Here is a 20,809-nt window from a genome sequence, read left to right on the forward strand (position 1 = left end):
TTCGGTTCTTTCGCTTCTATCCCCGGCCTCCCCGGGTCTGTCCCCGTCAGATCGAGCGCTCGCGGCCGGCCCAGTGGGGGTCGCGCAGCTTGCGCTTGTAGAGCTTGCCGTTCGGGTCGCGGGGCATCTCGGCGATGAAGTCGATCGACTTCGGGGTCTTGAACCGGGCGAGCTTGTCGGCGCAGAAGGCGAGCAGCTCGGCCGCCAGCTCCGGGCCGGGCGTGGCGCCCGCCGCCGGCTCGACGACCGCCTTCACCTCCTCGCCCCACTCCTCGTGCGGAACCCCGAAGACCGCGACGTCGCCCACCTTCGGGTGCGCCAGGAAGACCGACTCGATCTCGGCGGGATAGATGTTGGCGCCGCCCGAGATGATCATGTCGGCCTTGCGGTCGCGCAGGAACAGGTAGCCATCCTCGTCGAGGAGGCCCACGTCGCCCACCGTGAAGTAGGGCCCGATCCGGTTCTTGCGCGTCTTGTCCCGGTCCTTGTAGTACTCGAAGTCGGCGGCGCCGAGCTTCATGTAGACGGTGCCGACCGCGCCGGCCGGGAGCTCGTGGCCGGCGTCGTCGAAGATCTTGATCTCGGCGCCGGCCCAGGGGCGGCCCACCGTGCCGGGCTTCTTCAGCCACTCCTCGGCGCCGACCAGCGTCCCGCCGCCCTCGGTGGCCGCGTAGTACTCGCTGATCGCCGGGCCCCACCACTCGATCATGCGGCGCTTCACGTCGGGCGGGCAGGGCGCGGCCGCGTGCACCATGCAGCGTACCGACGAGACGTCGTAGCAGCGGCGCGTCTCCTCGGGAAGCGCGAGCAGGCGGTGGAACTGCGTCGGCACCATGTGGCTCGTGGTGACGCGCCAGCGCTCGATCGCCGCGAGGCAGAGCTCGGGCGTCCACTTCTCCAGCAGCACGACGGCGTGGCCGTAGTGGAGCGAGGTCGAGGCGAAGACCAGTACGGCGGTGTGGTAGAGCGGCGAGCCGCACAGGTGGACGTTGCCGCCCTCGGGCGCGATCCCGAACATCGCGAAGAAACCCGTCAGGAGGGTGGCGGCGGTGTCGGGGTCGAGCGGGGGCAGCGCGCGGCGCACGCCCTTCGGGCGCCCCGTCGTGCCCGAGGTGTAGTTCATGACGGCGCCGGCCGCGCGCTCGGCGGGAGGTGCGTCGGACTGCCCGGCGGTCAGCTCCGCGAAGGGCCGGAAGTCCGGGATCGCCCCGATCGCGAAGCGCCGGTCGGCCGGGAAGCCGGCTTCGTCGGCGGCCTTGCGGACCGTGTCGGCGAAGCGCTCGTGCGCGACCAGCACCTTCGCCTCGCTGTCGGCGACGATGTAGGCGATCTCGGGCGCCGCCAGGTGCCAGTTGATCGGCACCAGGTACATGCCGGCCTGGCAGACGGCGAGGTAGAGCTCGAGCAGCGCGGGGTCGTTCGGCAGCACGGCGGCCACGCAGTCGCCCTTGCCGAGCCCGAGCGCGCGCAACCCGTGGACGATCCGGTTGGCCGCCGCGTGCAGCTCGCCGCGCGTGCGCGTGCCGCCCTCGGCGTCGACCAGGGCGAGGGCAGCCGGGTTGCGCTGCGCGTGGTTCCAGAAGCCGTGGTCCGCCATCAGCTCGCGTCCTCGGCTTGCAGGGCCGCCGCGGTGCGCTTGGCCCAGGGGTAGTCGGCCTTGCCGCTCGGGGAGCGCTGGATCTCGGGCACCACGTGGAGCGCGCGCGGCACCTTGTAGCCGGCGAGCTGCTTGCGGCAGTGCGCGATCACCTCCTCCGCGGCCGGCGCACGGTCCGGCCGGAGCTGCACGACGGCGGCCACCTGCTCGCCCCAGCGGGCGTCGGGGAGCCCCACGACCAGCGCGTCGAAGACGTCGGGGTGCGACTTCAGGGCGCCCTCGACCTCCTCGGGGAAGATCTTCTCGCCGCCCGAGTTGATGCACTGCGAGCCGCGGCCGAAGACCGTGATCGTGCCGTCGGCCTCCGGCCGCGCGAAGTCGCCGACCACGACGTGCCGCACCCCGCCGTACTCGAGGAAGGTGCGCGCGCTCTTCTCCGGGTCGTTCCAGTAGCCGACCGGCACGCGCCCGCGCAGCGCCACCCGCCCGGTCTGCCCGGAGCCCGGCGCGATCACGCGTCCCTCGTCGTCGAGCACGACCGTGTGCTCGTTCATCCGGAAGCGCATGCCGCCCTCGACGCGCCCCCCGCCCGCGTCCACGCCCTGCGAGCCGCTCTCCGAGGAGCCGAAGTTGTCCATGATCACGAGCTCGGGGAAGTGCGCCTGGAGCTGCGCCTTGACCGTCGCCGACAGGATCGCGCCCGCCGACGAGAGGATCCGCAGCGACGAGAGGTCATAGGAGACGCCGGGCTCGTCGAGGAGCTCCGCGAGGGGCCGCGCCATCGCGTCGCCCACGATCGAGAGCGAGAGCACGCGCTCGTCCTGCACCGTCTGCCAGACGAGCTTCGGGTCGAAGCGCGGCGCCAGGCAGGCGCGGTAGCCCTGCATCATCGCGATCCAGGAGGCGAGCTGGCCCGCACCGTGGATCAGCGGCGCCGCCGACATCAGCGCCTGCGGCGGCTTCTCCGCCGCGCGCGCCGCCACCTCCTCGGGCCGTGCGGGCTGGGGGCCCATCGGGTTCCCGCCCATCATCCCGGCGAAGAACCAGTCCTCGTGCTCCCACATCACGCCCTTCGGCATGCCCGTCGTGCCACCCGTGTAGACGATCCAGAGGTCCTTCGGCGAGCGCTCCGGGAAGTCGCGCGCGGGCGAGCCCTCGGCGAGCAGCGCCTCGTAGCGCTCGGCGCCGGCCAGGTCCGCGGCGCTCCCGTCCTCGACCGCGACCACCACGCGCAGCTTCGGGCAACGCGCGCGCACCGCGGCGACGCGCGGCGACAGCTCGCGGGTGTGGAAGACGGCCTTCGAGCCGGAGTCGTCGAGCAGGTAGCGGAGCTCGTCCTCGACGTAGCGGAAGTTCACGTTGATCGGGACGGCGCGGATCTTGAAGCAGGCGAGCATCGTCTCGACGTACTCGGCGCAGTTGGTCATGTAGAGCGAGACGTGATCGCCGGGCCCGAGGCCGCGCGCCGCGAGCGCGTGGGCGAGCCGGTTGCTGCGCTCCTCGAGCTCCGCGTAGGTGCGCCGCTGCGGGCCGCAGACCAGCGCCGTGCGCTCGCCCACGCGGTCTGCGATCGACTCGTAGAGGTCGGCGATGTTGAAGTGCATGGTTCGAGTGCGCCTTCCCGTTCAGGGCCGCTGCCCGCGGACGATCCACATCGCGAAGAACTGCGAGCCGCCGCCGTAGGCGTGGCCGAGGGCGGTCCGGGCCCCGTCCACCTGGTGCTCCCCGGCCTGCCCGCGCACCTGCAGCGCCGCCTCGGCGAAGCGCAGCATGCCCGAAGCCCCGATGGGGTTCGACGAGAGCACGCCGCCCGACATGTTGACGGGCAGGTCGCCGTCGAGCGCCGTCGCGCCCTCGTAGGTCATGCGCCAGCCCGAGCCCTCGGGTGCGAAGCCCAGGTTCTCCATCCACATCGGCTCGAACCACGAGAAGGGCACGTAGATCTCGGCGCAGTCGATCTCGCGCCGGGGATCGCGGATCCCCGCCTTGTCGTAGACGGCCTTCGCGCACGCGCGCCCGGCCAGCGGGTTCACCTTCTCCTGGCCGGCGAACTGGGTCGGCTCGCTGCGCATCGCGGTGGACCAGACCCAGGCCGGCGGGTGCGCGGTCTCCGGCAGCGCCGCATCGCTCGACAGCACCAGCGCGCAGGCGCCGTCCGAGGACGGACAGGTCTCGTGGAAGCGGATCGGGTCCCAGAGCATCGGCGAGGCGGCCACCGCGTCGAAGCTCAGGGTCGCGTCGCGCACGTGCGCGTAGGGGTTCTTGAGCGCGTTCGCGCGGTCCTTCACCGCGACGCGGATCCCGGTGTCGTCGGGCGCGCCGCTGCGCTGCATGTAGGCGCGGATCAGCGGCGCGAAGTAGCCGCCCGCGCCCGCCACCACCGCCGCCTGGAGCGGCGTCTTCACGGTGAGCGCCCACATCGCGTTGCTCTCGCTCTGCTTCTCGAAGGCGACGGTGAGCACGCGCCGGTGGATGCCGGCCTGCACCAGGCTCGCCGCGACGATCGCGGTCGAGCCGCCGACCGAGCCGGCCGTGTGTACGCGCAGGAGCGGCTTGCCCGCCGCGCCGAGCGCGTCGGCCAGGTACAGCTCGGGCATCATCACACCCTCGAACATGTCGGGCGCCTTGCCGACGACGACGGCCTCGATGTCGCCCCAGTCGAGCCTGGCATCGGCCAGCGCGCGCTCGGCGGCCTCGCGCACGAGGCCCGCGATCGACACGTCGTCGCGGCGCGCCGTGTGGTGCGTCTGCCCGATCCCGACCACGGCGCAGCGCTCGGCCATCACTCCCCCTCCAGCACGCAGACCAGGTTCTGCTGCAGGCACGGGCCCGAGGTGGCGTGGGCCACCGCGCGGCGCGCTCCTCCCTCGTGGATGCGCCGGGCCGCCTCGCCGATCCGGACCAGGCCCGCCGCCATCATGGGGTTCGCTGCGAGCGCCCCGCCCGAGGGGTTGATCACGACGTCCTCGCCGAGTCCCAGCGCCTCGCGCAGGATCCACTCCTGGTGCGTGAAGGGTGCGTGCAGCTCCGCCAGGTCCACCGGCGCGCGGCCCACACCGGCCTGCTCGCCGGCGAGCCGCGTGGAGGGCGAGCTCGTGAGGTCGCGCGCGCCGAGCGCGTGGGGCTCGATGCGGTGGTCGATCCCGCGGATCCAGGCCGGACGCCGGCAGACCTGGCGGGCGCGCTCGCCCGCCACCAGCACCAGCGCGGCGGCGCCGTCCGAGATCGGCGCGCAGTCGTGGCGGCGCAGCGGCGAGGCAACCGGCGGCTCGGCGAGCAGCTTGGCGACCTCGAAGTCGCCGGCCACGGTCGCGTAGGGGTTCGCCTTCGCGTCGCGGCGGCTGCGCGCCGCCACCGCGGCCAGGTCGCCCTCGCTGCGCCCCGTCTTCTCGAGCCAGGCGCGCGCCTGGAGCGCTGCCAGCGACACCGCGTCGGGCCAGAGCGGCGCCAGCACGTAGGGATCGAGCTGGCGCGAGAGCACCTCGGGCAGGTCGCCGGGCGACGACTTCCCGAAGCCGTAGACCAGCGCCGTCTCCGCCTCACCGGTCTGGATCTTCACCCACGCCTCGTAGAGCGCCCAGGCGGCGTCCATCTCGACGTGCGACTCGGGGATCGGCGGCCAGGCGCCCGCGGCGTCGAGCGCGAGCACGAAGGCGAAGGGCTGGCCCTGCAGGAAGTCGGTCGAGCCCGAGCAGGTGAAGTCGAAGGGACGCGCGATGCCCGAGCGCTCGACCGCCTCGTGCACCACCGGCATCAGGATCTCGACCTCGTTGCGCAGATCGCGCCGCGCGTGCTTCGACTGGGCGAAGGAGACGATCGCGACCTCGCGCATCACAGGTGCTCCTGGAGCTGGTCGAAGGGCACGTCCGGCTCGTCGATCGGCCGGAACCAGCGGATGCTCTGCAGGGTGGGCGCGAGCTCGGCCTCCGGCACCCAGGCCGCCTGCACGCGCATGCCGATCCGGACCTGCTCGAGCGGGCACTCCTGCACGACCGAGAAGAACGGCACGTCGGTGCCGTCGAGCAGGATGTGCACGCAGGCGAAGGGCAGCGGCACGTCCAGGTTCTCGCTCGGCACGCGCACGATCGCGAAGGTGGTGACGGTGCCCTTGTCGGAGCACTCCACCTCCTGCTCGGTGGCCACCGCGCAGCGCGGGCACGAGCCTCGCGGGGGCACGTACACCTTGGCGCAGCGCGGGCAGCGCTGGCCCAGGATCTTCCCCTGCGCGATGCCGTGCAGGAAGCGCGAGGTGGCCGTACCGGCCGTGTACTGGTACTGGAGCCGCATGGGGGTCTTGATCGTCTTGACGGGCTGGGGCGCGGCGGTGTCGCTCATGGTTCAGCCCTCCAGCTCGAAGCACTCGATGTCGCCGATGTCGCCGACGGTCTCGGTGCGCCAGCGCGGGCGCACGCGGGCGCCCGTGCGCAGCCGGGCCGGGTCGCCGGCGTCGACCGCGTGCAGGAGCGCGGTGTCGGCGCCGTCGAGCCGGATCAGCGCGTAGGCGAAGGGGTGCGCGAGCGGCTGCGTCTCCCGCGGCCGGGACACCCAGGTCCAGGTCGTGATCGTGCCGCCCGGGCCGACCTCGACGTAGTCGTCGGTCACGGCGGCGCCGGTGGCGGGATCCGCCTCGGCAGGCGGGCACAGCACGCGGCCGGCGCGCGTGCGCACCCCGACCAGCCGGCGCTCGCGCAGCGCGGTGAAGAAGCGCGACAGCACCGGCCCCACCGAGCGCCGGTACGGGTACTCGAGCACGTGCGGCGCCGAGAGCACGCCGTCGATCGTGGTCGCCTGGCCCATGCGTTCCTCCCCGGTGCCGCGACCGGCTCAGCGTCCCCCGGTCCCGAGCACCAGCTCCGCCGCCACCCGCACCTGCTCGACGACGCCGCGCTCGGTGTGCAGCCCGGCCGACCAGCCGACCAGCGCCGAGAACCAGACGTGCATGAGCGTCTGCGCGGCGGCGCGCTCGCGCGCGCTCCCGATCGAGGCGTCGAGCGGCGCGGCGAGATCGGCCGGCGCGCCGCGCAGCGCCGCCGCCACGAGCCGCGCGATGCGGAGCTGGAAGGCCGCGACCTTGAACGCCAGCTCCTCGGTGCCGGTGAGGGCACGGATCATGGCGCGGGTCAGGGCGGGGCGGCCGATCAGTGCCCGGCTCGTGCGGCCGAAGAAGTCCGCGGCGCGCTCGAAGGGGCTCGCGCCCGCGGGCGGGCGCGCGAGCAGGCCCTGCTCGAGCCGGCCCACCTCCTCGTCGAGCGCGAAGAGGAGGATGTCCTCCTTCGAGCGGAAGTACTTGTAGAGCGTCCCGAGCGCGACGTCGGAGCGCTCGGCCACGTCGCGCAGGCGCACCGCCTCGAAGCCACCCCCTTCGGCCAGCGCGACCGCGGCGTCCACGATCCGGCGCATGCGCTTGATCTGGTTGGCCGCGAGCCGGGCACCGGTCGGCACGGGCGTTCCAGGCAGCGGCGCGCGCGCGGCACGGGAGCCGGCACCAGCGGCGGGGTCGGCCTGGCGGGGGCGGGCCATGGCGCAGGATTAGAACACGTTTCATTCCTGGCGGCAAGCGCCGGGGACGCCGGCTCAGCGCCGCCCGCGCGCCGCCTTGGCCTTGCGGGGCCGCTTGGTCGGCCGGGCCTTCGCGGCGCTCCGGCGCTTCGCCGCGCGCGGCGCGCGCAGCCGCGCGGTCACGCGGATCTCGACCAGCGCCCCGGGCGCCGCCAGCTCGACGATGCCGATCGCGGTCCAGGCCGGCCAGGGCGCCCGGAAGTAGCGGTCCTTCACGGCGAGGAAGGTGGCGATGTGCTCGCGCAGGCCCACGTGGAAGGTGGTCATCTCGACCACGTCCGAGAAGTCGAGCTTCGCCGCCGCCAGGACGCGCTTCACGTTCTCGAAGGCCTGCACGAACTGCGCCTCGGGCTCCGTCGAGGCCAGGACGAAGTGCTCGTCGGTGCCGAGCTGGCCCGCGCAGCGCAGCAAGCCGCCGGCGCGGACGGCCGGTGCGAAGTGGAACTGGTCGTAGGCGATCTCCATGCCCCTCGGCACGACGACGTCGCTCTGCTTCATGGTGTCCTCCCGGGTCCCTGCGCGCGGCCAGACGATAGCGGCAGCACGGCGAAGCGGGGGGACGGTACGATCGGCCCGTGCCCGGCAAGCCGCGCGTCTTCATGCCCGACCTGGGCGTCCCGCCCTACGTCGCCCGCTGCAACGAGGTGGCGGCGCGGGGCTACGAGGGCTTCGCGGTCGCCTGAGTCTCGGGGCGCACCGCTCCGCGCGCGCGCAGCTCTCCGATCGTCACGATCTGGCCCGTCCAGGCGAGCGGCTGGCGCGCCATCCACAGGACGGCGTCGGACATGATGACGGGGTCCTCGAAGGGGAAGGCGTCCGCGTCGCCGAGCGTGGCGGCGAAGCCCTCCGTCCAGACCGGGACCTCGAGGCGCAGGCAGTTCACGGCGACCGCGCGCGCGCGCAGCTCGTGGCCGAGGCACTCGGTGAGCGACTCGAGCGCCGCCTTGGTCACCGTGTAGCCGGGGCGGCCGAACTGCGGGGTCCGCGCCGCACCGGAGGAGACGTTGACGACGCGGCCGCCGCCGGCCGCGGCCATGCGCGGCGCCAGGTGCCAGATCGCGTAGAAGGGGCCGTTCAGGTTCACGTCGACCGCGAGGCGCCAGCGCTTCGGCGTGTCGGCGAGGGCGGGCTTCGCGGGCGCCACGGCCGCGTTGTTGACGAGCAGGTCGCAGCGGCCCCATTCCGCGTAGAGCCGCTCGACGAGCCCGGAGACCGCGCCCTCGTCGCGCACGTCGAGCGGTACGGCCCAGGCGCGGCGGCCGGCCCGCTCGACGAGCGCCACCGTCTCCTCGAGCGTGCCGGGGAGGCTGCCGGGCCGCTCGGAGGTCGAGCGCGCGGCGCACACGACGTCCCAGCCGGCGGCAGCCAGGTCTGCGGCGAGCCGGCGGCCGATGCCGCGGCTCGCCCCGGTGACGAGGGCGACCGGCGCCGGCGCCGCACTCATCCGCGCACCTTGCGGAAGAACGACCGCACGTCCTCGACGAGCAGCTCCGGCTCCTCGAGCGCCGCGAAGTGGCCGCCGCGCGGCATGCGCGTCCACTGCTGCACCTCGAAGGCGCGCTCGGCCCACGCGCGCGGCGCGCGGTAGAGCTCCTTCGGGAAGATCGCGCAGCCGGTCGGCGTCTCGACGCGCTCGCCGGCCGGGCCGAAGCGGCCCGAGTGCATGGTCTCGTAGTAGAGCCGCGTCGACGAGGTGATCGACTGCGTGATCCAGTAGATCATCACGTTCGTGAGCAGCTCGTCCTTCGTGAAGCGCCGCTCGACGTCGCCGTCGCAGTCGCTCCAGGTGCGGAACTTCTCGACGATCCAGGCCGCCAGGCCGGCGGGGGAGTCGTTGAGGCCATAGCCCAGGGTCTGGGGCTTGGTGCCCTGGATCTGCTGGTAGCCGGTCTCCTCCTTCTGGAAGTGGGCGAGGTCCCCGAGCCCGGCCTTCTCGACGTCGTCGAGGCCCGCCATCGGATCGCTCCCGTCGGCCGGCGGGAACGCGACCACCATGTTGAGGTGGATGCCGACGCAGTGCGCGCGGTCCACCAGCGCGTTCTGGGTCGAGATGATGGCGCCCCAGTCGCCGCCCTGCGCGCCGTAGCGCGCATAGCCGAGCCGGGCCATCAGCTTGGCGTTCCCCTCGGCCATGCGCCGCACGTCCCACCCCTTCGTGCGCGGCGCCTCCGAGAAGCCGTAGCCCGGGATCGACGGGCAGACCACGTGGAAGGCGTCCTCGGCGCGCCCGCCGTGCTTCTCGGGCTCGCTCAGGGGGCCCAGGATCTTGTGGAACTCGAAGATCGAGCCGGGCCAGCCGTGGGTCACGACGAGCGGGAAGGCGCCTGCGTGCGGGGAGCGCACGTGGAGGAAGCGCACGCGGTGGTCGTCGATCACCGTCGAGAAGTGCGGGAAGGAGGCGAGCCGCGCCTCGTGGCGGCGCCAGTCGTAGTGGTCGCGCCAGTAGGCGACGAGCTCGCGCAGGTACGCGAGCTCCGTGCCGTAGCTCCAGCCCGCGCCCTCGAGCTCGTCCGGGAAACGGGTGCGTGCGAGCCGCTCGCGGAGGTCGGCGAGCACCTCGTCGGACACCTCGATGTGGAACGGCTCGATCGCGTCGCTCATGGCGTGGCCTCCGGCGCAGGCGCGCGGCGACGATACCCCAAAGTGAAGGGGCCGGGACGGTCTCCCGTCCCGGCCCCCGATTCCTGCGGTACGCGGCTCAGCGCCCCTTGGTGAGGCGCCCGATGTCGATGTAGCGGCGGATCTTGCCCTTGCTCGAGTAGGGCGTACCGCTGTTGTCCCAGAACTCGATGCGGTTGCCGGTGCCGGTCTGGACGTTCACGATCGTGTCGGACACGATGCGCAGGTCCAGCGGCTTCGGGATCCCCTCCCAGCCCTTGTACTCCGGGAAGTCATCCTCGCTCCAGCGCGTGTTGTGCCAGATGATCTTCCACAGCTCCTCCTTCTGGTCGTAAGCGAAGGAGTAGAGGGCGTTGTAGGTCTGCTTGTCGATGTAGATGTCCTTGTGGTGGTACGGATGGTCCTTGGCGTTCGGGACCATGCGCACCTTGACCGCCTTGCGGAGCTCCCAGTTGTCGCTCGCGTAGGACAGGCCGTAGGGGCCGAAGTTGTGGTCCTTCGTGTACGGGTACGCGCGCACCTTCGAGTTCACCGGCGCGATGATGTCCATCTCGCCGAGGCAGGTCCACTGGTACTGGGGGACGATGCCGGCGAAGGAGCGCAGGTCGTCGAAGGTGAAGTCGGTGCCCGACACGGCGTCGGTGCGCTGCGCGGTCGAGATGCGGCGCACGCGGCGCAGCGTCGGCACGTAGACCCAGGTGTCGTCGTTCTTGGTCTCCGAGGTCTGCTTGTCGGAGTCCTTGTAGCGGTAGGTCATGACGAGGATGCCGCGCGCGTCGAAGGGCGCGTCCACCTCGATGCCGAAGGCGAGCTTGCGCTTCTCGCCGCGGAACAGGTCGCCGTTCTGGGTCTCGAGGAGCTCCGGCTCGATCCGATGCGAGAGGCGGATCGTCTTCGAGGTGCCCTCGTAGTAGAGGGGCAGCTCCTCGCCGCGGTCCCAGTACGAATAGAAGAAGTGGGTATCGGAGCCGTCGCCGTCCCAGGCGTAGTCGAAGTTCCACATGTGCTTCACGCCGGCCTCTGGATCGCCCTTGCAGTCGATCTCACCGGGGAAGGGGGCGCCGGCGACGTAGTTCACGAGGCTGTTGCCGGGACCGATCTTGGGCTGCCCCTTGAACTTGTCGGTGGCGGCCTGGTACTCCGGCGGCGGCGAGTAGTCCCGGAAGGAAGGACCGATCTCGAGCTTCATGCCCTCGTAGAAGAAGAAGTCCCGGTTGGCCCAGAACTCGGGGGGCAGGAAGGGCTTCAGCTTGTCGACCTGGTCCAGCGTGATGACGTCGCCTTCCTTGAAGCTCGGACCGGCGACGCCCGCGTCGTCCTGCGCGCGTGCGGCGGGCGGGAGGACCAGGGCGGTCAGGGTGAGAGCGGCCAGGAGCCAGCTCGGGCGCCAACGCGTCATCGCGTCGATCTCCTTCGTTGATCCGCGGATGGATCGGGGCGCCCATCCTACCTCATCGACCCGGGAAGTCAGCGCGAATCCGCTCGCGCCCCGTGAAGAGCAGACGCACGGGCTCGGGCGGTGGATTCGCTGACCAGCAGTCGCGTCAGGAGCGCGCGAGCGCACGGTGGGCGGCGATCACCTCGGGCGGGGCCTGCACGAGCTCGATCAGGACGCCCGCGCCGCCGATCGGCGCAGCCTCGTTCCCCTTGGGGTGGATGAAGCACACGTCGAAGCCGGCCGCGCCCTTGCGGATCCCGCCCGGTGCGAAGCGGACCCCCTGTTCGCCGAGCCACTCCACCGCCGCCGGGAGGTCGTCGACCCAGAGTCCCACGTGGTTCAGGGGAGGCTCGTCGACGCGCGGCCTGCCCGCGGGGTCGATCGGCTGCATGAGGTCCACCTCGACCGCGAACGGCCCGCGGCCGGCCGCCGTGATGTCCTCGTCGACGTTCTCGCGCTCGCTGCGGAAGCTGCCCTTCGGCTCGAGCCCGAGCAGATCCACCCAGAGCCTGCGCAGCGCCGCCTTGTCCCGAGCCCCGACGGCGATCTGCTGGACTCCGAGCACGTGGAAGGGGCGGGGCGACATCGCGGGCTCCTCGGGCAGGAGCCGTAGGCTACCAGCCTCCTGCTAGCCTGCCTCGCCGTGCCCAACCCCCCCAAGGCCGCCGTCCACTTCCGCACGCTCGGCTGCCCGAAGAACCGCCTCGACGGCGAGGTGATGCTCGGCACCCTCGCGAGTGCCGGCTACGCGCTCGCCGAGCGGATCGAGGACGCCGACGTCGCGGTGGTCAACACCTGCTCGTTCATCGAGAGCGCCCGCGCGGAGTCGATCGACGCGATCCTCGAGGTGGCCGAGCGGCGCGGCGGCGGGCGGCTGCGGGGGCTCCTCGTGACCGGCTGCCTGCCCCAGCGCTACGGCGCCGACCTCGCCACGGAGCTTCCGGAGGTCGACGCCTTCATCGGCACCGGGGAGTTCCCGCGCATCGCCGGGATCCTCGACGGCCTCCTCGAGGATCCGGAGGGCACGCGCCGGGAGGGCCGCACCCGGGGCGTCTACGTCGAGGCCGGGCGCACGCACCTCTACGACGAGCACGCGCCGCGCCTCCTGATCGGGCCGACCCACACGGCCTACCTGAAGATCGCCGAGGGCTGCGACCGCGTGTGCGCGTTCTGCGCGATCCCGGGCATCCGCGGCCGCTTCCAGAGCCGCACGCTCGACTCGGTGCTCGCCGAGGCGCGCCAGCTCGCCGCCGCCGGGGTGCGCGAGATCAACCTCGTCGCGCAGGACTCGACCTCGTGGGGGAAGGACCTGGGGCCCTCCGCGGAGGGCGCCGGCCGCCGCCGGCTCGCCGACCTGCTCGTCGCCCTCGACGCCGATCCGGGGCTCGACGGCGTGGCGTGGGTCCGCCTCCTCTACGTCTACCCGAGCGCGGTGACGGAGCCCCTCATCGAGGCGCTCGCGGCCCGCCGGCGGGTGCTGCCCTACGTCGACGTGCCGCTCCAGCACGCGAGCGACGCGATGCTGGAGGCGATGCGCCGGGGGACCACGGCCGATCGCCAGCGCAGGCTCGTCGAGCGCCTGCGCGCCGGGATCCCGGACCTCACCCTCCGCACGACCTTCGTCGTCGGCTTCCCGGGCGAGACGGACGCGGACTTCGAGACGCTCTGCGATTTCGTTCGCGAAGTACGTTTCGATCGGGTCGGCGCGTTCCGCTACTCCGACGAGGAGGGCACCGCCGGCTTCGAGCTGCCCGCCAAGGTGCCGAAGCGGGTCGCCCGCGAGCGCCACCGCGCGCTGCTGGCGCTCCTGCGCGAGCTCCAGCGCGAGCAGCTCGGCGCGCTCGTCGGCCGCGAGGCCGACGTTCTCGTCGACGCCGGCGGCCGCGACCGCGCCCGGGGCCGGCTCGCCTCCCAGGCGCCCGAGATCGACGGCGAGGTCCTGCTGCGCGGCGGGGCCGGGACCGGGAGCTTCGTACGCGCGCGGATCAGCGGGGTGCGCGCTCCGGACCTGGTCGCGGAGCCCTGTGCGGAGCCGGCCTGAAGGCGCCCGGATGCGTGGCTACTCGTCGGAGGCGTCCCGGCGGACCGGATCGGCCGGAACCGGCGCGGGGGAGCCGGCCCGGGCAGCATCCCTCGCCGGCAGCCCCCTGAAGTCGCGGGCGACCAGGTACTTCTCCGCGCTCCCCTGCCGGGTCGCCTGGAGCTTCGTCGTCTTGCAGGCCGCGAAGCGGCGGCCGAGGCGGCCGGCGATCGCCTGCGCCTCCGGGCTCTCGAGCAGCTTCAGGACGAGCGCTCCGCCCGGGCGCAGGAGCTTCGGGACGAGCGCCTCGACCGCCTCGAGGAGCGCCTCCTCGCGGGCGCGGTCGGTCGCACGCACCCCCGTGAGCTTGGGCGCAGCGTCCGAGAGCACGACGTCCGCCAGGCCCCCGAGCGCGTCGAGAATCCTTGCTTCGACGCCGGCTTCCGAGAGATCTCCATGGATTGCGATCGCGTTCGCGAGATCCGGAAACGGCTCGATCCCGGCCTGATCGATGCCGGCGACGCGGCCGCCGGGCCCGACCGCCGCCGCGGCCACCTGCATCCAGCCCCCCGGCCACGCGCCGAGGTCGGCGACGCGCTGGCCCGGGCGCAGCACCCGATGGGCGCGCTGGAGCTCCTCGAGCTTGTAGGCCGCGCGCGAACGGAACCCTTCCCGCTTGGCACGCCGGTAGAAGGGGTCCTTGCGCTCGTACATGACGACCCGGAGGGCCAGGCGCTCCACGCGCCCTGCAGGCAGGCCCTACCTGCGCGGAGCCACCGCTGCCCGCACGCGGACCAGCCCGTCGTTCGGGCCGGGCACGGCGCCGCGCACGAGGAGCAGGTTGCGGTCGGCGTCCACGCGGGCCACGACGAGGTTGCGCGTCGTGACCTGCTCGTTGCCCATGTGGCCCGGCATGCGCAGGCCCTTGATCACGTGGCCGGGATAGGTGCCGGGGCCGATCGAGCCCGGCAGCCGGAAGCCCTCGTGGGTCCCGTGCGATTCCTTCTTGACCGCGAAGTGGTGGCGCTTCACGACGCCGGCCATGCCCCGGCCCTTGCTGGTGCCGACGACGTCGATGCGCTGGCCCTTCGCGAACACGTCGACCTTCACTTCCTGGCCGACTTCCCACTTCGTGGCATCCTCCCCCGTCACCCGCGACTCGCGCAGGTGGCGCTTGGGAGCGACCTGGGCCTTGTCGAAGTGGCCGAGCAGCGCCTTCGTCGTGCGCACCCGCTTGCGCTCGCCGAAGCCGAGCTGGAGCGCATCGTACCCGTCCTTCGCGGCGGTCTTCTTCTGGACGACGGGGTTCGGGCCGGCCTCGAGGACCGTCACCGGGATCATCTGGCCCGTCTCGTCGTAGATCCGGGTCATGCCGATCTTGCGGCACAGCAGCTCGAGCGCCACGAAGGGGTCTCCCAGGCTCTGAGGGGCGGCGGAAAGTAGGAGAAGCGTCCCATCGTGTCGACCCGCCCCAGCGACCCGCCGAAGATCCGCGCCACCCTGATCCCCGGCGACGGGATCGGCCCCGAGGTCACCGGGGCCGCCCTCCGGATCCTCGACGCCGCCGGCGTCGCGATCGCCTGGGAGCAGGTCGAGGCCGGCGGCGAGGTGGTGGTGAAGTACGGCACACCCGTCCCGGAGGCGGCCCTCCAGTCGATCCGGCGGCTCGGCCTCGCCCTGAAGGGTCCCATCACCACCCCCGTGGGTGAAGGCTTCCGCAGCGCCAACGTGACCCTGCGCCAGGCGCTCGACCTCTATGCGTCGGTGCGGCCGGTGAAGACGATCCCGGGCCTGCCGGCCCGCTTCGAGGCCGTCGACCTGATCGTCGTGCGCGAGAACACCGAGGGTCTCTACTCGGGCCTCGAGCACCGCGTGGCGCCGGGGGTCGTGACGAGCCTCAAGGTGGCGACCGAGCGCGCCTGCCTGCGCATCTCCCGCTTCGCGTTCGGGCTCGCCGCGCGCCAGGGCCGGCGCCGGGTGACCGCGGTGCACAAGGCCAACATCATGAAGATGAGCGACGGCCTGTTCCTCGAGTGCGCCCGCAAGGCGGCCCGCGAGCACCCGGCCATCGGGTACGACGAGATCATCATCGACAACTGCGCGATGCAGCTCGTGCGCGATCCCTCGCGCTTCGACGTGCTGCTGCTCGAGAACCTCTACGGCGACATCGTGTCGGACCTGTGCGCGGGGCTGGTCGGCGGGCTCGGGGTGGTGCCGGGCGCCAACGTCGGCGACGACTGCGCGGTCTTCGAGGCGGTGCACGGCAGCGCGCCCGACATCGCCGGCAGGCGGCTCGCGAACCCGACCGCGCTGACGCTCTCGGCCGTGGAGCTGCTGCGCCACGCCGGCGAGGGCGAGGCCGCGGCGCGCATCGAAGCCGCCGTGCACGCCTGCCTCGCCGATCCCGCCACGCGCACGCACGACCTCGGCGGGCGCTGCAACCTCGACGGGTTCACCGACGCGGTGATCGAGCGGCTCGGGTGAGCCGGCCCGGAGGTCGCGGGCACGGCCGGGCGCTCGTCGTCGGCTTCGACGGCGCGGACTGGGACGTGCTGCGGCCGCTCGTCGCAGCCGGCCGCATGCCGCACCTGGCGGGGTGGCTGCGCGAGGCGGGCGCTGCGGGGGGCGCGGCTCCACCGGGCGCCCGGCTGCCGAGCACGACGCCGCCGATGAGCTTCCCCGCCTGGAGCTCGTTCGCGACGGGCCTCGCGCCGGGCCACCACGGGGTCTTCGACTTCACGCAGAAGCTCGACGGCGCCTGGCGCCTGCGCTTCGTGAACGCGACGGATCGCCGCGGGGCCTCGCTGTGGGGACGCCTGGCGGCGGCCGGCGGCGCCTTCCTGTGCCTGGGCGTCCCCGCCACGTTCCCGGCCGAGCCGCTCCCGGACCGTCACGGCCTGCTGGTGCCCGGCTTCGACGCGCCCGTCTCGACGGGCTCCGACGCCCGCGCCGCCAGCGACCCGGCTCGCTACGCGCGCATCGCGCGCCGCGCGGGCCCCTGGATGGTGCCCGACCTCGACGAGCGGGCGCGCACGGCTTGGCGGAGCCGTGCGGCCGGCGCCTGGTACGCGCGCGCCAGCGAGGTGTTGCTCGGGCGCATCGACCGCAAGACCGGCTTCGCGCTCGAGGCCCTTCGCCAGCTCCGCGAGGAGGGCCGCGAGCCGGACCTGATGGTGGTCGTCTTCTCCGAGAGCGACACCGCTGCCCACCATTTCTGGCGGGACCACGATCCGGGCTCGCCGCGCCACGACCCGGCCGCGACCCTCGCGCGCCGCGGGGCGCTCGCCGCCGTCTACGAGCGGCTCGATGCGGCGGCGGGCGCCCTGCGCGCCGCCTTCGGCGACGACGCGACCTGCGTCCTGCTCTCGGACCACGGCCAGGGGGGCGCCTCGCGGCGCGTGCTGCACCTGAACCGCCGCCTCGCCGACTGCGGCCTGCTCGCGCGCGCCCCGCGCAGCGCCGCCGGCCGCGGCGCGCGGCTCGCCCGCGACACGGCGCTCCGCTGGCTGCCGCCGCGCGCCGCCCAGGCCGTCTTCCGGCGCGCGCGCACCTCCGCCGCCCGGCTCGAGAGTGCGGCGCGCTTCGGCGGCGTCGACTGGCGCCGCACCGTCGCGGTCTCCGAGGAGGCCAACACCCAGCCCGGCGTCTGGATCGCCCTGCGTGGCCGCGAGGCCGGCGGCGCCGTCGCCCCCGCCGACTACGAACGCGTGCGCCAGGACGTGATCGACGCGCTGCTCGACTGGAAGCTCGAGGGCGGCGCCCCGGTCATCGCCCGTGCGCGGCGACGCGAGGAGGTGTACGAGGGCCCCTTCGTCCCGCGCGCGCCCGACGTCGTCGTCGAGCTGGCGCTCGAGGACGGCTACGCGCACTCGCTGGTGCCGACGCCGTGGCACGAGGGCGGCGGGCCCGCCGTGCGCACGCTCACGGGCGGCGAGCTGGGCGGCGGGCGGGGCTGCGGCCTGAACGGCACGCACCGTCCCGACGGGATCTGGCTCGCGCTCGGGGCTGCGCGGCCCGCGGCGCCCGCGTCGATCGCGGGGGTGGCGCCGGCGCTCGCCCCCCTGCTCGGCCTCGCGGCCGCCGGCTCCGACCACGCCGCGCCCGCACCGGCGCCCTACGACGCTGCCCAGGAAGGCCTCGTCGCCGCCCGCCTGCGCGCGCTCGGCTACCTCGAGTGAGCGCGCCCGGAGCACCGCGCCTGTCGCTCGTGTTCCCCGTCTTCGACGAGGAGCGCAACCTGGGCCCGCTGCTCGCGAGCGCGCTCGCGCTGGCGCCGCGCCTCGCCACGCCCTTCGAGGTGATCGTGGTCGACGACGGCTCGCGCGACCGCTCGGCGGCCGTCGTCGAGGCGTGGCGCCGCCGGGATCCGCGCGTCCGCCTGCTCCGCCACCCGGCCAACGCCGGCTACGGCGCCGCCCTGCGCTCGGGCCTGCGGGCGGCGCGCGGCGAGTGGGTGTTCTTCACCGACGCGGACCTCCAGTTCGACCTCGCCGAGCTCGGCCGCCTGCTCGCGCACACGAGCCGCGCCGATCTCGTGATCGGCTACCGCGCCCCCCGCCAGGACCCCTGGCACCGCCGCGCGATCGCACGCGCCTGGGGCCTGCTCGTGCGCGCGCTCTTCGGCCTGCGCGTTCGCGACATCGACTGCGCCTTCAAGGTCCTCCACCGCCCGGTGCTGGACGCCCTCCCGTTCGCGTCGCTCGGCGCGTTCGTGAGCACCGAGCTGCTGGTGCGCGCGACGCGCGCGGGCTTCCGGATCGTCGAGGTGCCGGTGTCGCACCACCCGCGCCGCGCCGGACGGGCGAAGGGCGCGACGCCACGCGTGATCCTGCGCGCGCTCCTCGAGCTGGCCGCCCTCCACGGGGAGCTGCGGCGGCCGGCGGCCGGGCCCGGCGGCCGGGGTCTCGGGCACGCCGCAAGCGGCCCGGCGGACGCGCTGCGCTACTCGAGCCAGACCGCCGCGCAGCCGCGCGGCGCGCTCACCGGATTGCAGCGTGCGACCGTTTCGCCCGGGAACGAGACCTCGTAGCCGGTGCCGAAGCGGGGATCCGGCTCCGGGTAGTCGGTGCTCACGAACTGGGCGCCGCTGGCGAGCGCGGCGTCGCGCGGGCCGGTGTCGCCGAGCCGGGCCTCGACGGTGTCGGCGTCGGCGCGGGTGCGCACCAGGTAGCCGGCGGCGACGGCGGCCTGGATGCGGGCGAAGTCGCCGATCGGGTCGTTGAGCTTGATGAAGGCGGCGTCGGGCGCGCCCTCGACGGCGTTCGGGAACAGCACGCGGCCCTCGGCCGAGGGGCGCCCGTCGGTGTAGATCGCGCGCTTGCTTCCCCCGTTGTCCATCGCGAAGAGCAGCGTGCCGCGCAGGCGGCCGAGCGCGGGCCAGCCGTCGCGGCGGATCGCCTCGTCGAGGGTGGCGCGCCGGCCGCGCACGTCGTCCGGCGTCACCAGCTTGTGGCGGGGGACCACGGCGCGGATCTCGGCGTCGAGGTCGTCCATCTCCTCGGGGCCGAAGGGGATCGGGACGACCCACCCGAAGTCGGGCTCGACGCGCTCGTCCTTGAGCTCGAGCAGGATCAGGATCGGCAGGTGGCGCGGGTTCGCGTCCGACCACGCCACGACGGTTTCCAGGCACGCGCGCAGCGTGTAGCAGGTGGTCTCGAAGTCGAGATCCTGCACGTGCAGCACCTTCATCCCGGGCTGGTCGAGCGCGGGAACACCGGATGCGGTCGGCAGGCCCACGGCCGCCGGGCCGAGCCGGCTCGCGTAGCGGCCGCCCTCGGGGTCCGCGAAGACGTCGAGCTCGATCTGCCGCACGCCCTCGACGCCGAACTGCAGGTCGAGCGGCGGGTGCTCGTAGTCCCACGCGGTCCCGATCAGGGGAATGAAGCTCGCGAGCGTCGAGAAGAGCGGCTCGTGCGGGCGCCGGTGATAGCTGTTGTGCGAGCCGATCACCTGGATCTCGTCGAGGCGGAGGCAGTCGTGCAGGGGCTCGAGCTTGCGCGCCAGCACCCGGCGCTGGAAGGCGCGCAGGTAGTCGCGGCGGAAGTTGCGGGAGCCGGGCGCGGGCACGGCCTCGAGGTCGGCGAGCACGGCGAGGCGCTGCGGGTAGCCGCCGCAGCCGGACAGGGGGCGGCGCAGGTCGGCCGCCGCCGGCGCGGCGGCGGCGAGGGCGAACAGGACGGCGAGCACGCGCGCGCGCATGGGTACCTCCGGCAGCGAGGACGCCGGGGCGCCCGCGGGCGGCCATCCTATCCCAGACCAGGCCGCGGGTGGGGGAAAACTCTCCCTCGGTCACCCTTCGCCGGCCGGCCGCGTGGCCGGGCGACGGGAGCGGGTTCATGCGACGGGTTCTAGGCTGCCGCGCCGTGCGGATCGCGATCGTCGGCGCGTTCCCCTTCCCGCTGCCCCAGGGCTCGCAGGTCTACTGCGCGGAGCAGGCCCGCGCGCTGCAGGCTGCCGGCGCCGAGGTCGAGCTGCTCGTCTACGGCAGCGGGGCCGGCGCGCTGCCGGCGGCGGCGCGAGGGCTTGCGATCACGCGCGTGCCGCGCGCGCTCTCGCCCCGCCGGCTCGGCTCGGGCCCGCACGCGGCGAAGCCGCTCGCGGACCTGGTCCTCGCCGCGATCCTGCTGCGCGCCCACCGGCGCCGGCGCTTCGACGCCGTGCTCGCGCACAACGCCGAGGCGGCGCTCGCGGCGCTGGCGGTGCGGCCGCTGCTCCGGCGCCCGGTCGCCTACGTCGCCCACACGCTCTGGCGCCACGAGCTCGCGAGCCATGCGCCGGGCCCGCTCGCGACGCGGCTCGCCGTGCCGCTCGCGGAGCTCGGCGCGGGGCTCGACGCGCTGGTGGCGCGCCGTTGTGACGCCGTCCTCGCGCTCGCGCCGGCCGCAGGACGGGCCCTCGCTCCGCACGCGCACGGGCCCCTGGCCGTGATCCCGCCGATGCTCGAGCCGGCTCCCGATCCCGCTCCCCGCGCCGTCGCCGGGGCCTGCGCCCGCCACGGGCTCGAGCCCGGCCGCTTCGCGCTCTACGCGGGCAACCTCGACGCCTACCAGGCGCTCGCCACGCTGGCCGCCGTGGCGCGCAGGATGCGCGCGCCGATCGTGGTCGCGACGCACGCCACGGGCGTCGCGCCCGCACCCCTGCGCACGGTCCACGCCGCCGACGCGGCCGTGACGCGGCTCCTGACCTTCGGCGCGGGCGTGGCGGTGCTGCCGCGCCGCGCGCCGGGCGGCTTCCCGGTGAAGCTGCTCAACTACCTCGAAGCGCGCCGTGCGGTCGTCGCGCGGCGCGGCATCGCGGCGGGGCTCGTGCACGGGGAGTCCGCCTGCCTCCTGCCCGACGACGCGGGTCCGGCGGTCTGGGCCGAGGCCATCGACGCGCTGCTCGACGACCCCTCCCGCGCCGCCCGGCTGGGGGCCGGCGGGCGCGCGGCGCTCGAGCGCGGGCACGATCCGGACGCGCTCGCGCGCGCGACGCTCGGCCTGCTCGCGCGCGCGGGCGCACGCCCGTGAGGGGAGCCGGCGCAGATCGGGATCGAGACCGGCGCGCGGGCGGCCGAAGAGCAGGACGGCCCGCCGCG

Annotated in this window: 17 protein-coding genes and 2 pseudogenes; 5 read left to right on the forward strand and 14 right to left on the reverse strand. The window is 74.1% G+C overall.

What is annotated here, in order from left to right; translation table 11 throughout:
• Positions 1-46: 46 nt before the first annotated feature.
• From OZ948_10805 to OZ948_10855, 11 genes and pseudogenes are all read right to left on the reverse strand, one after another.
• Positions 47-1,597 (reverse strand): acyl-CoA synthetase, encoded by a 1,551-nt coding sequence (locus OZ948_10805; GenBank protein ID MEB2345221.1) that lies wholly within the window; start codon positions 1,595-1,597, stop codon positions 47-49.
• Positions 1,597-3,201, reverse strand: a complete 1,605-nt coding sequence (locus OZ948_10810) for an acyl-CoA synthetase (protein MEB2345222.1) — start codon at positions 3,199-3,201, stop codon at positions 1,597-1,599. The genes OZ948_10805 and OZ948_10810 overlap by 1 nt, the downstream gene beginning before the upstream one ends.
• Before the next feature lie 21 nt (positions 3,202-3,222).
• Positions 3,223-4,380 (reverse strand): thiolase domain-containing protein, encoded by a 1,158-nt coding sequence (locus OZ948_10815; GenBank protein ID MEB2345223.1) that lies wholly within the window; start codon positions 4,378-4,380, stop codon positions 3,223-3,225.
• A complete protein-coding gene (locus OZ948_10820) occupies positions 4,380-5,429 on the reverse strand; it encodes a thiolase domain-containing protein (GenBank protein ID MEB2345224.1) in 1,050 nt (349 codons plus the stop codon). The genes OZ948_10815 and OZ948_10820 overlap by 1 nt, the downstream gene beginning before the upstream one ends.
• Positions 5,429-6,394, reverse strand: a pseudogene (locus OZ948_10825) (Zn-ribbon domain-containing OB-fold protein). The gene OZ948_10820 and the pseudogene OZ948_10825 overlap by 1 nt, the downstream one beginning before the upstream one ends.
• A 27-nt stretch (positions 6,395-6,421) precedes the next feature.
• A complete protein-coding gene (locus OZ948_10830; GenBank protein ID MEB2345225.1) occupies positions 6,422-7,117 on the reverse strand; it encodes a TetR/AcrR family transcriptional regulator in 696 nt (231 codons plus the stop codon).
• Between the two features lie 147 nt (positions 7,118-7,264).
• Positions 7,265-7,654: pseudogene (locus OZ948_10835) on the reverse strand (RidA family protein).
• A gap of 160 nt (positions 7,655-7,814) precedes the next feature.
• Complete coding sequence (locus OZ948_10840) at positions 7,815-8,600, reverse strand: SDR family NAD(P)-dependent oxidoreductase (GenBank protein MEB2345226.1); 786 nt, start codon at positions 8,598-8,600, stop codon at positions 7,815-7,817.
• On the reverse strand, positions 8,597-9,757 hold the full coding sequence (locus OZ948_10845) for an epoxide hydrolase (protein MEB2345227.1): 1,161 nt from the start codon (positions 9,755-9,757) through the stop codon (positions 8,597-8,599). The genes OZ948_10840 and OZ948_10845 overlap by 4 nt, the downstream gene beginning before the upstream one ends.
• A 97-nt stretch (positions 9,758-9,854) precedes the next feature.
• Entirely contained in the window at positions 9,855-11,174 is a 1,320-nt protein-coding gene (locus OZ948_10850; protein MEB2345228.1) for a DUF1329 domain-containing protein, read from the reverse strand.
• A gap of 145 nt (positions 11,175-11,319) precedes the next feature.
• Positions 11,320-11,799, reverse strand: coding sequence for a VOC family protein (locus OZ948_10855; GenBank protein ID MEB2345229.1), 480 nt, complete (start codon positions 11,797-11,799; stop codon positions 11,320-11,322).
• 57 nt (positions 11,800-11,856) lie between these two features.
• Between OZ948_10855 and rimO the strand changes: the two genes are divergently transcribed.
• Positions 11,857-13,254, forward strand: coding sequence for a 30S ribosomal protein S12 methylthiotransferase RimO (rimO, locus tag OZ948_10860; GenBank protein MEB2345230.1), 1,398 nt, complete (start codon positions 11,857-11,859; stop codon positions 13,252-13,254).
• An 18-nt stretch (positions 13,255-13,272) separates the two neighbouring features.
• On the opposite strand, the gene OZ948_10865 is transcribed toward rimO, so the two are convergent.
• Entirely contained in the window at positions 13,273-13,974 is a 702-nt protein-coding gene (locus OZ948_10865) for an RlmE family RNA methyltransferase (GenBank protein MEB2345231.1), read from the reverse strand.
• An 18-nt stretch (positions 13,975-13,992) separates the two neighbouring features.
• A complete protein-coding gene (gene rplC, locus OZ948_10870; protein MEB2345232.1) occupies positions 13,993-14,637 on the reverse strand; it encodes a 50S ribosomal protein L3 in 645 nt (214 codons plus the stop codon).
• Between the two features lie 54 nt (positions 14,638-14,691).
• On the opposite strand from rplC, the gene OZ948_10875 reads away from it, so the two are divergent.
• Genes OZ948_10875 through OZ948_10885 form a run of 3 tightly spaced genes read left to right on the forward strand, consistent with a single transcriptional unit; the run spans position 14,692 to position 18,262 of the window.
• Complete coding sequence (locus OZ948_10875; GenBank protein ID MEB2345233.1) at positions 14,692-15,717, forward strand: isocitrate/isopropylmalate dehydrogenase family protein; 1,026 nt, start codon at positions 14,692-14,694, stop codon at positions 15,715-15,717.
• Positions 15,714-17,411 (forward strand): alkaline phosphatase family protein, encoded by a 1,698-nt coding sequence (locus tag OZ948_10880; GenBank protein MEB2345234.1) that lies wholly within the window; start codon positions 15,714-15,716, stop codon positions 17,409-17,411. Before OZ948_10875 ends, OZ948_10880 begins: the two co-directional genes overlap by 4 nt.
• Complete coding sequence (locus OZ948_10885; protein MEB2345235.1) at positions 17,408-18,262, forward strand: glycosyltransferase family 2 protein; 855 nt, start codon at positions 17,408-17,410, stop codon at positions 18,260-18,262. Before OZ948_10880 ends, OZ948_10885 begins: the two co-directional genes overlap by 4 nt.
• Here OZ948_10885 and OZ948_10890 read toward each other — a convergent pair.
• Positions 18,175-19,431: a phosphatidylinositol-specific phospholipase C1-like protein gene (locus OZ948_10890; protein ID MEB2345236.1), complete on the reverse strand. Its 1,257-nt coding sequence runs from the start codon at positions 19,429-19,431 to the stop codon at positions 18,175-18,177. The two genes, OZ948_10885 and OZ948_10890, sit on opposite strands and share 88 nt — an antisense overlap.
• A 164-nt stretch (positions 19,432-19,595) precedes the next feature.
• On the opposite strand from OZ948_10890, the gene OZ948_10895 reads away from it, so the two are divergent.
• Entirely contained in the window at positions 19,596-20,741 is a 1,146-nt protein-coding gene (locus OZ948_10895) for a glycosyltransferase (protein ID MEB2345237.1), read from the forward strand.
• The last annotated feature ends 68 nt before the right edge of the window (positions 20,742-20,809 follow it).

It is taken from the genome of Deltaproteobacteria bacterium (assembly GCA_035063765.1).
In the GTDB taxonomy this organism is placed as follows: Bacteria; Myxococcota_A; UBA9160; order UBA9160; family PR03; genus CAADGG01.

Bases quoted from the DNA above. Each gene is read 5' to 3' on its own strand.
- OZ948_10805 (MEB2345221.1), bottom strand. From the start codon at position 1,597: ATGGCGGACCACGGCTTCTGGAACCACGCGCAGCGCAACCCGGCTGCC.
- OZ948_10810 (MEB2345222.1), bottom strand. From the start codon at position 3,201: ATGCACTTCAACATCGCCGACCTCTACGAGTCGATCGCAGACCGCGTG.
- OZ948_10815 (MEB2345223.1), bottom strand. From the start codon at position 4,380: ATGGCCGAGCGCTGCGCCGTGGTCGGGATCGGGCAGACGCACCACACG.
- OZ948_10820 (MEB2345224.1), bottom strand. From the start codon at position 5,429: ATGCGCGAGGTCGCGATCGTCTCCTTCGCCCAGTCGAAGCACGCGCGG.
- OZ948_10830 (MEB2345225.1), bottom strand. From the start codon at position 7,117: ATGGCCCGCCCCCGCCAGGCCGACCCCGCCGCTGGTGCCGGCTCCCGT.
- OZ948_10840 (MEB2345226.1), bottom strand. From the start codon at position 8,600: ATGAGTGCGGCGCCGGCGCCGGTCGCCCTCGTCACCGGGGCGAGCCGC.
- OZ948_10845 (MEB2345227.1), bottom strand. From the start codon at position 9,757: ATGAGCGACGCGATCGAGCCGTTCCACATCGAGGTGTCCGACGAGGTG.
- OZ948_10850 (MEB2345228.1), bottom strand. From the start codon at position 11,174: ATGACGCGTTGGCGCCCGAGCTGGCTCCTGGCCGCTCTCACCCTGACC.
- OZ948_10855 (MEB2345229.1), bottom strand. From the start codon at position 11,799: ATGTCGCCCCGCCCCTTCCACGTGCTCGGAGTCCAGCAGATCGCCGTC.
- OZ948_10890 (MEB2345236.1), bottom strand. From the start codon at position 19,431: ATGCGCGCGCGCGTGCTCGCCGTCCTGTTCGCCCTCGCCGCCGCCGCG.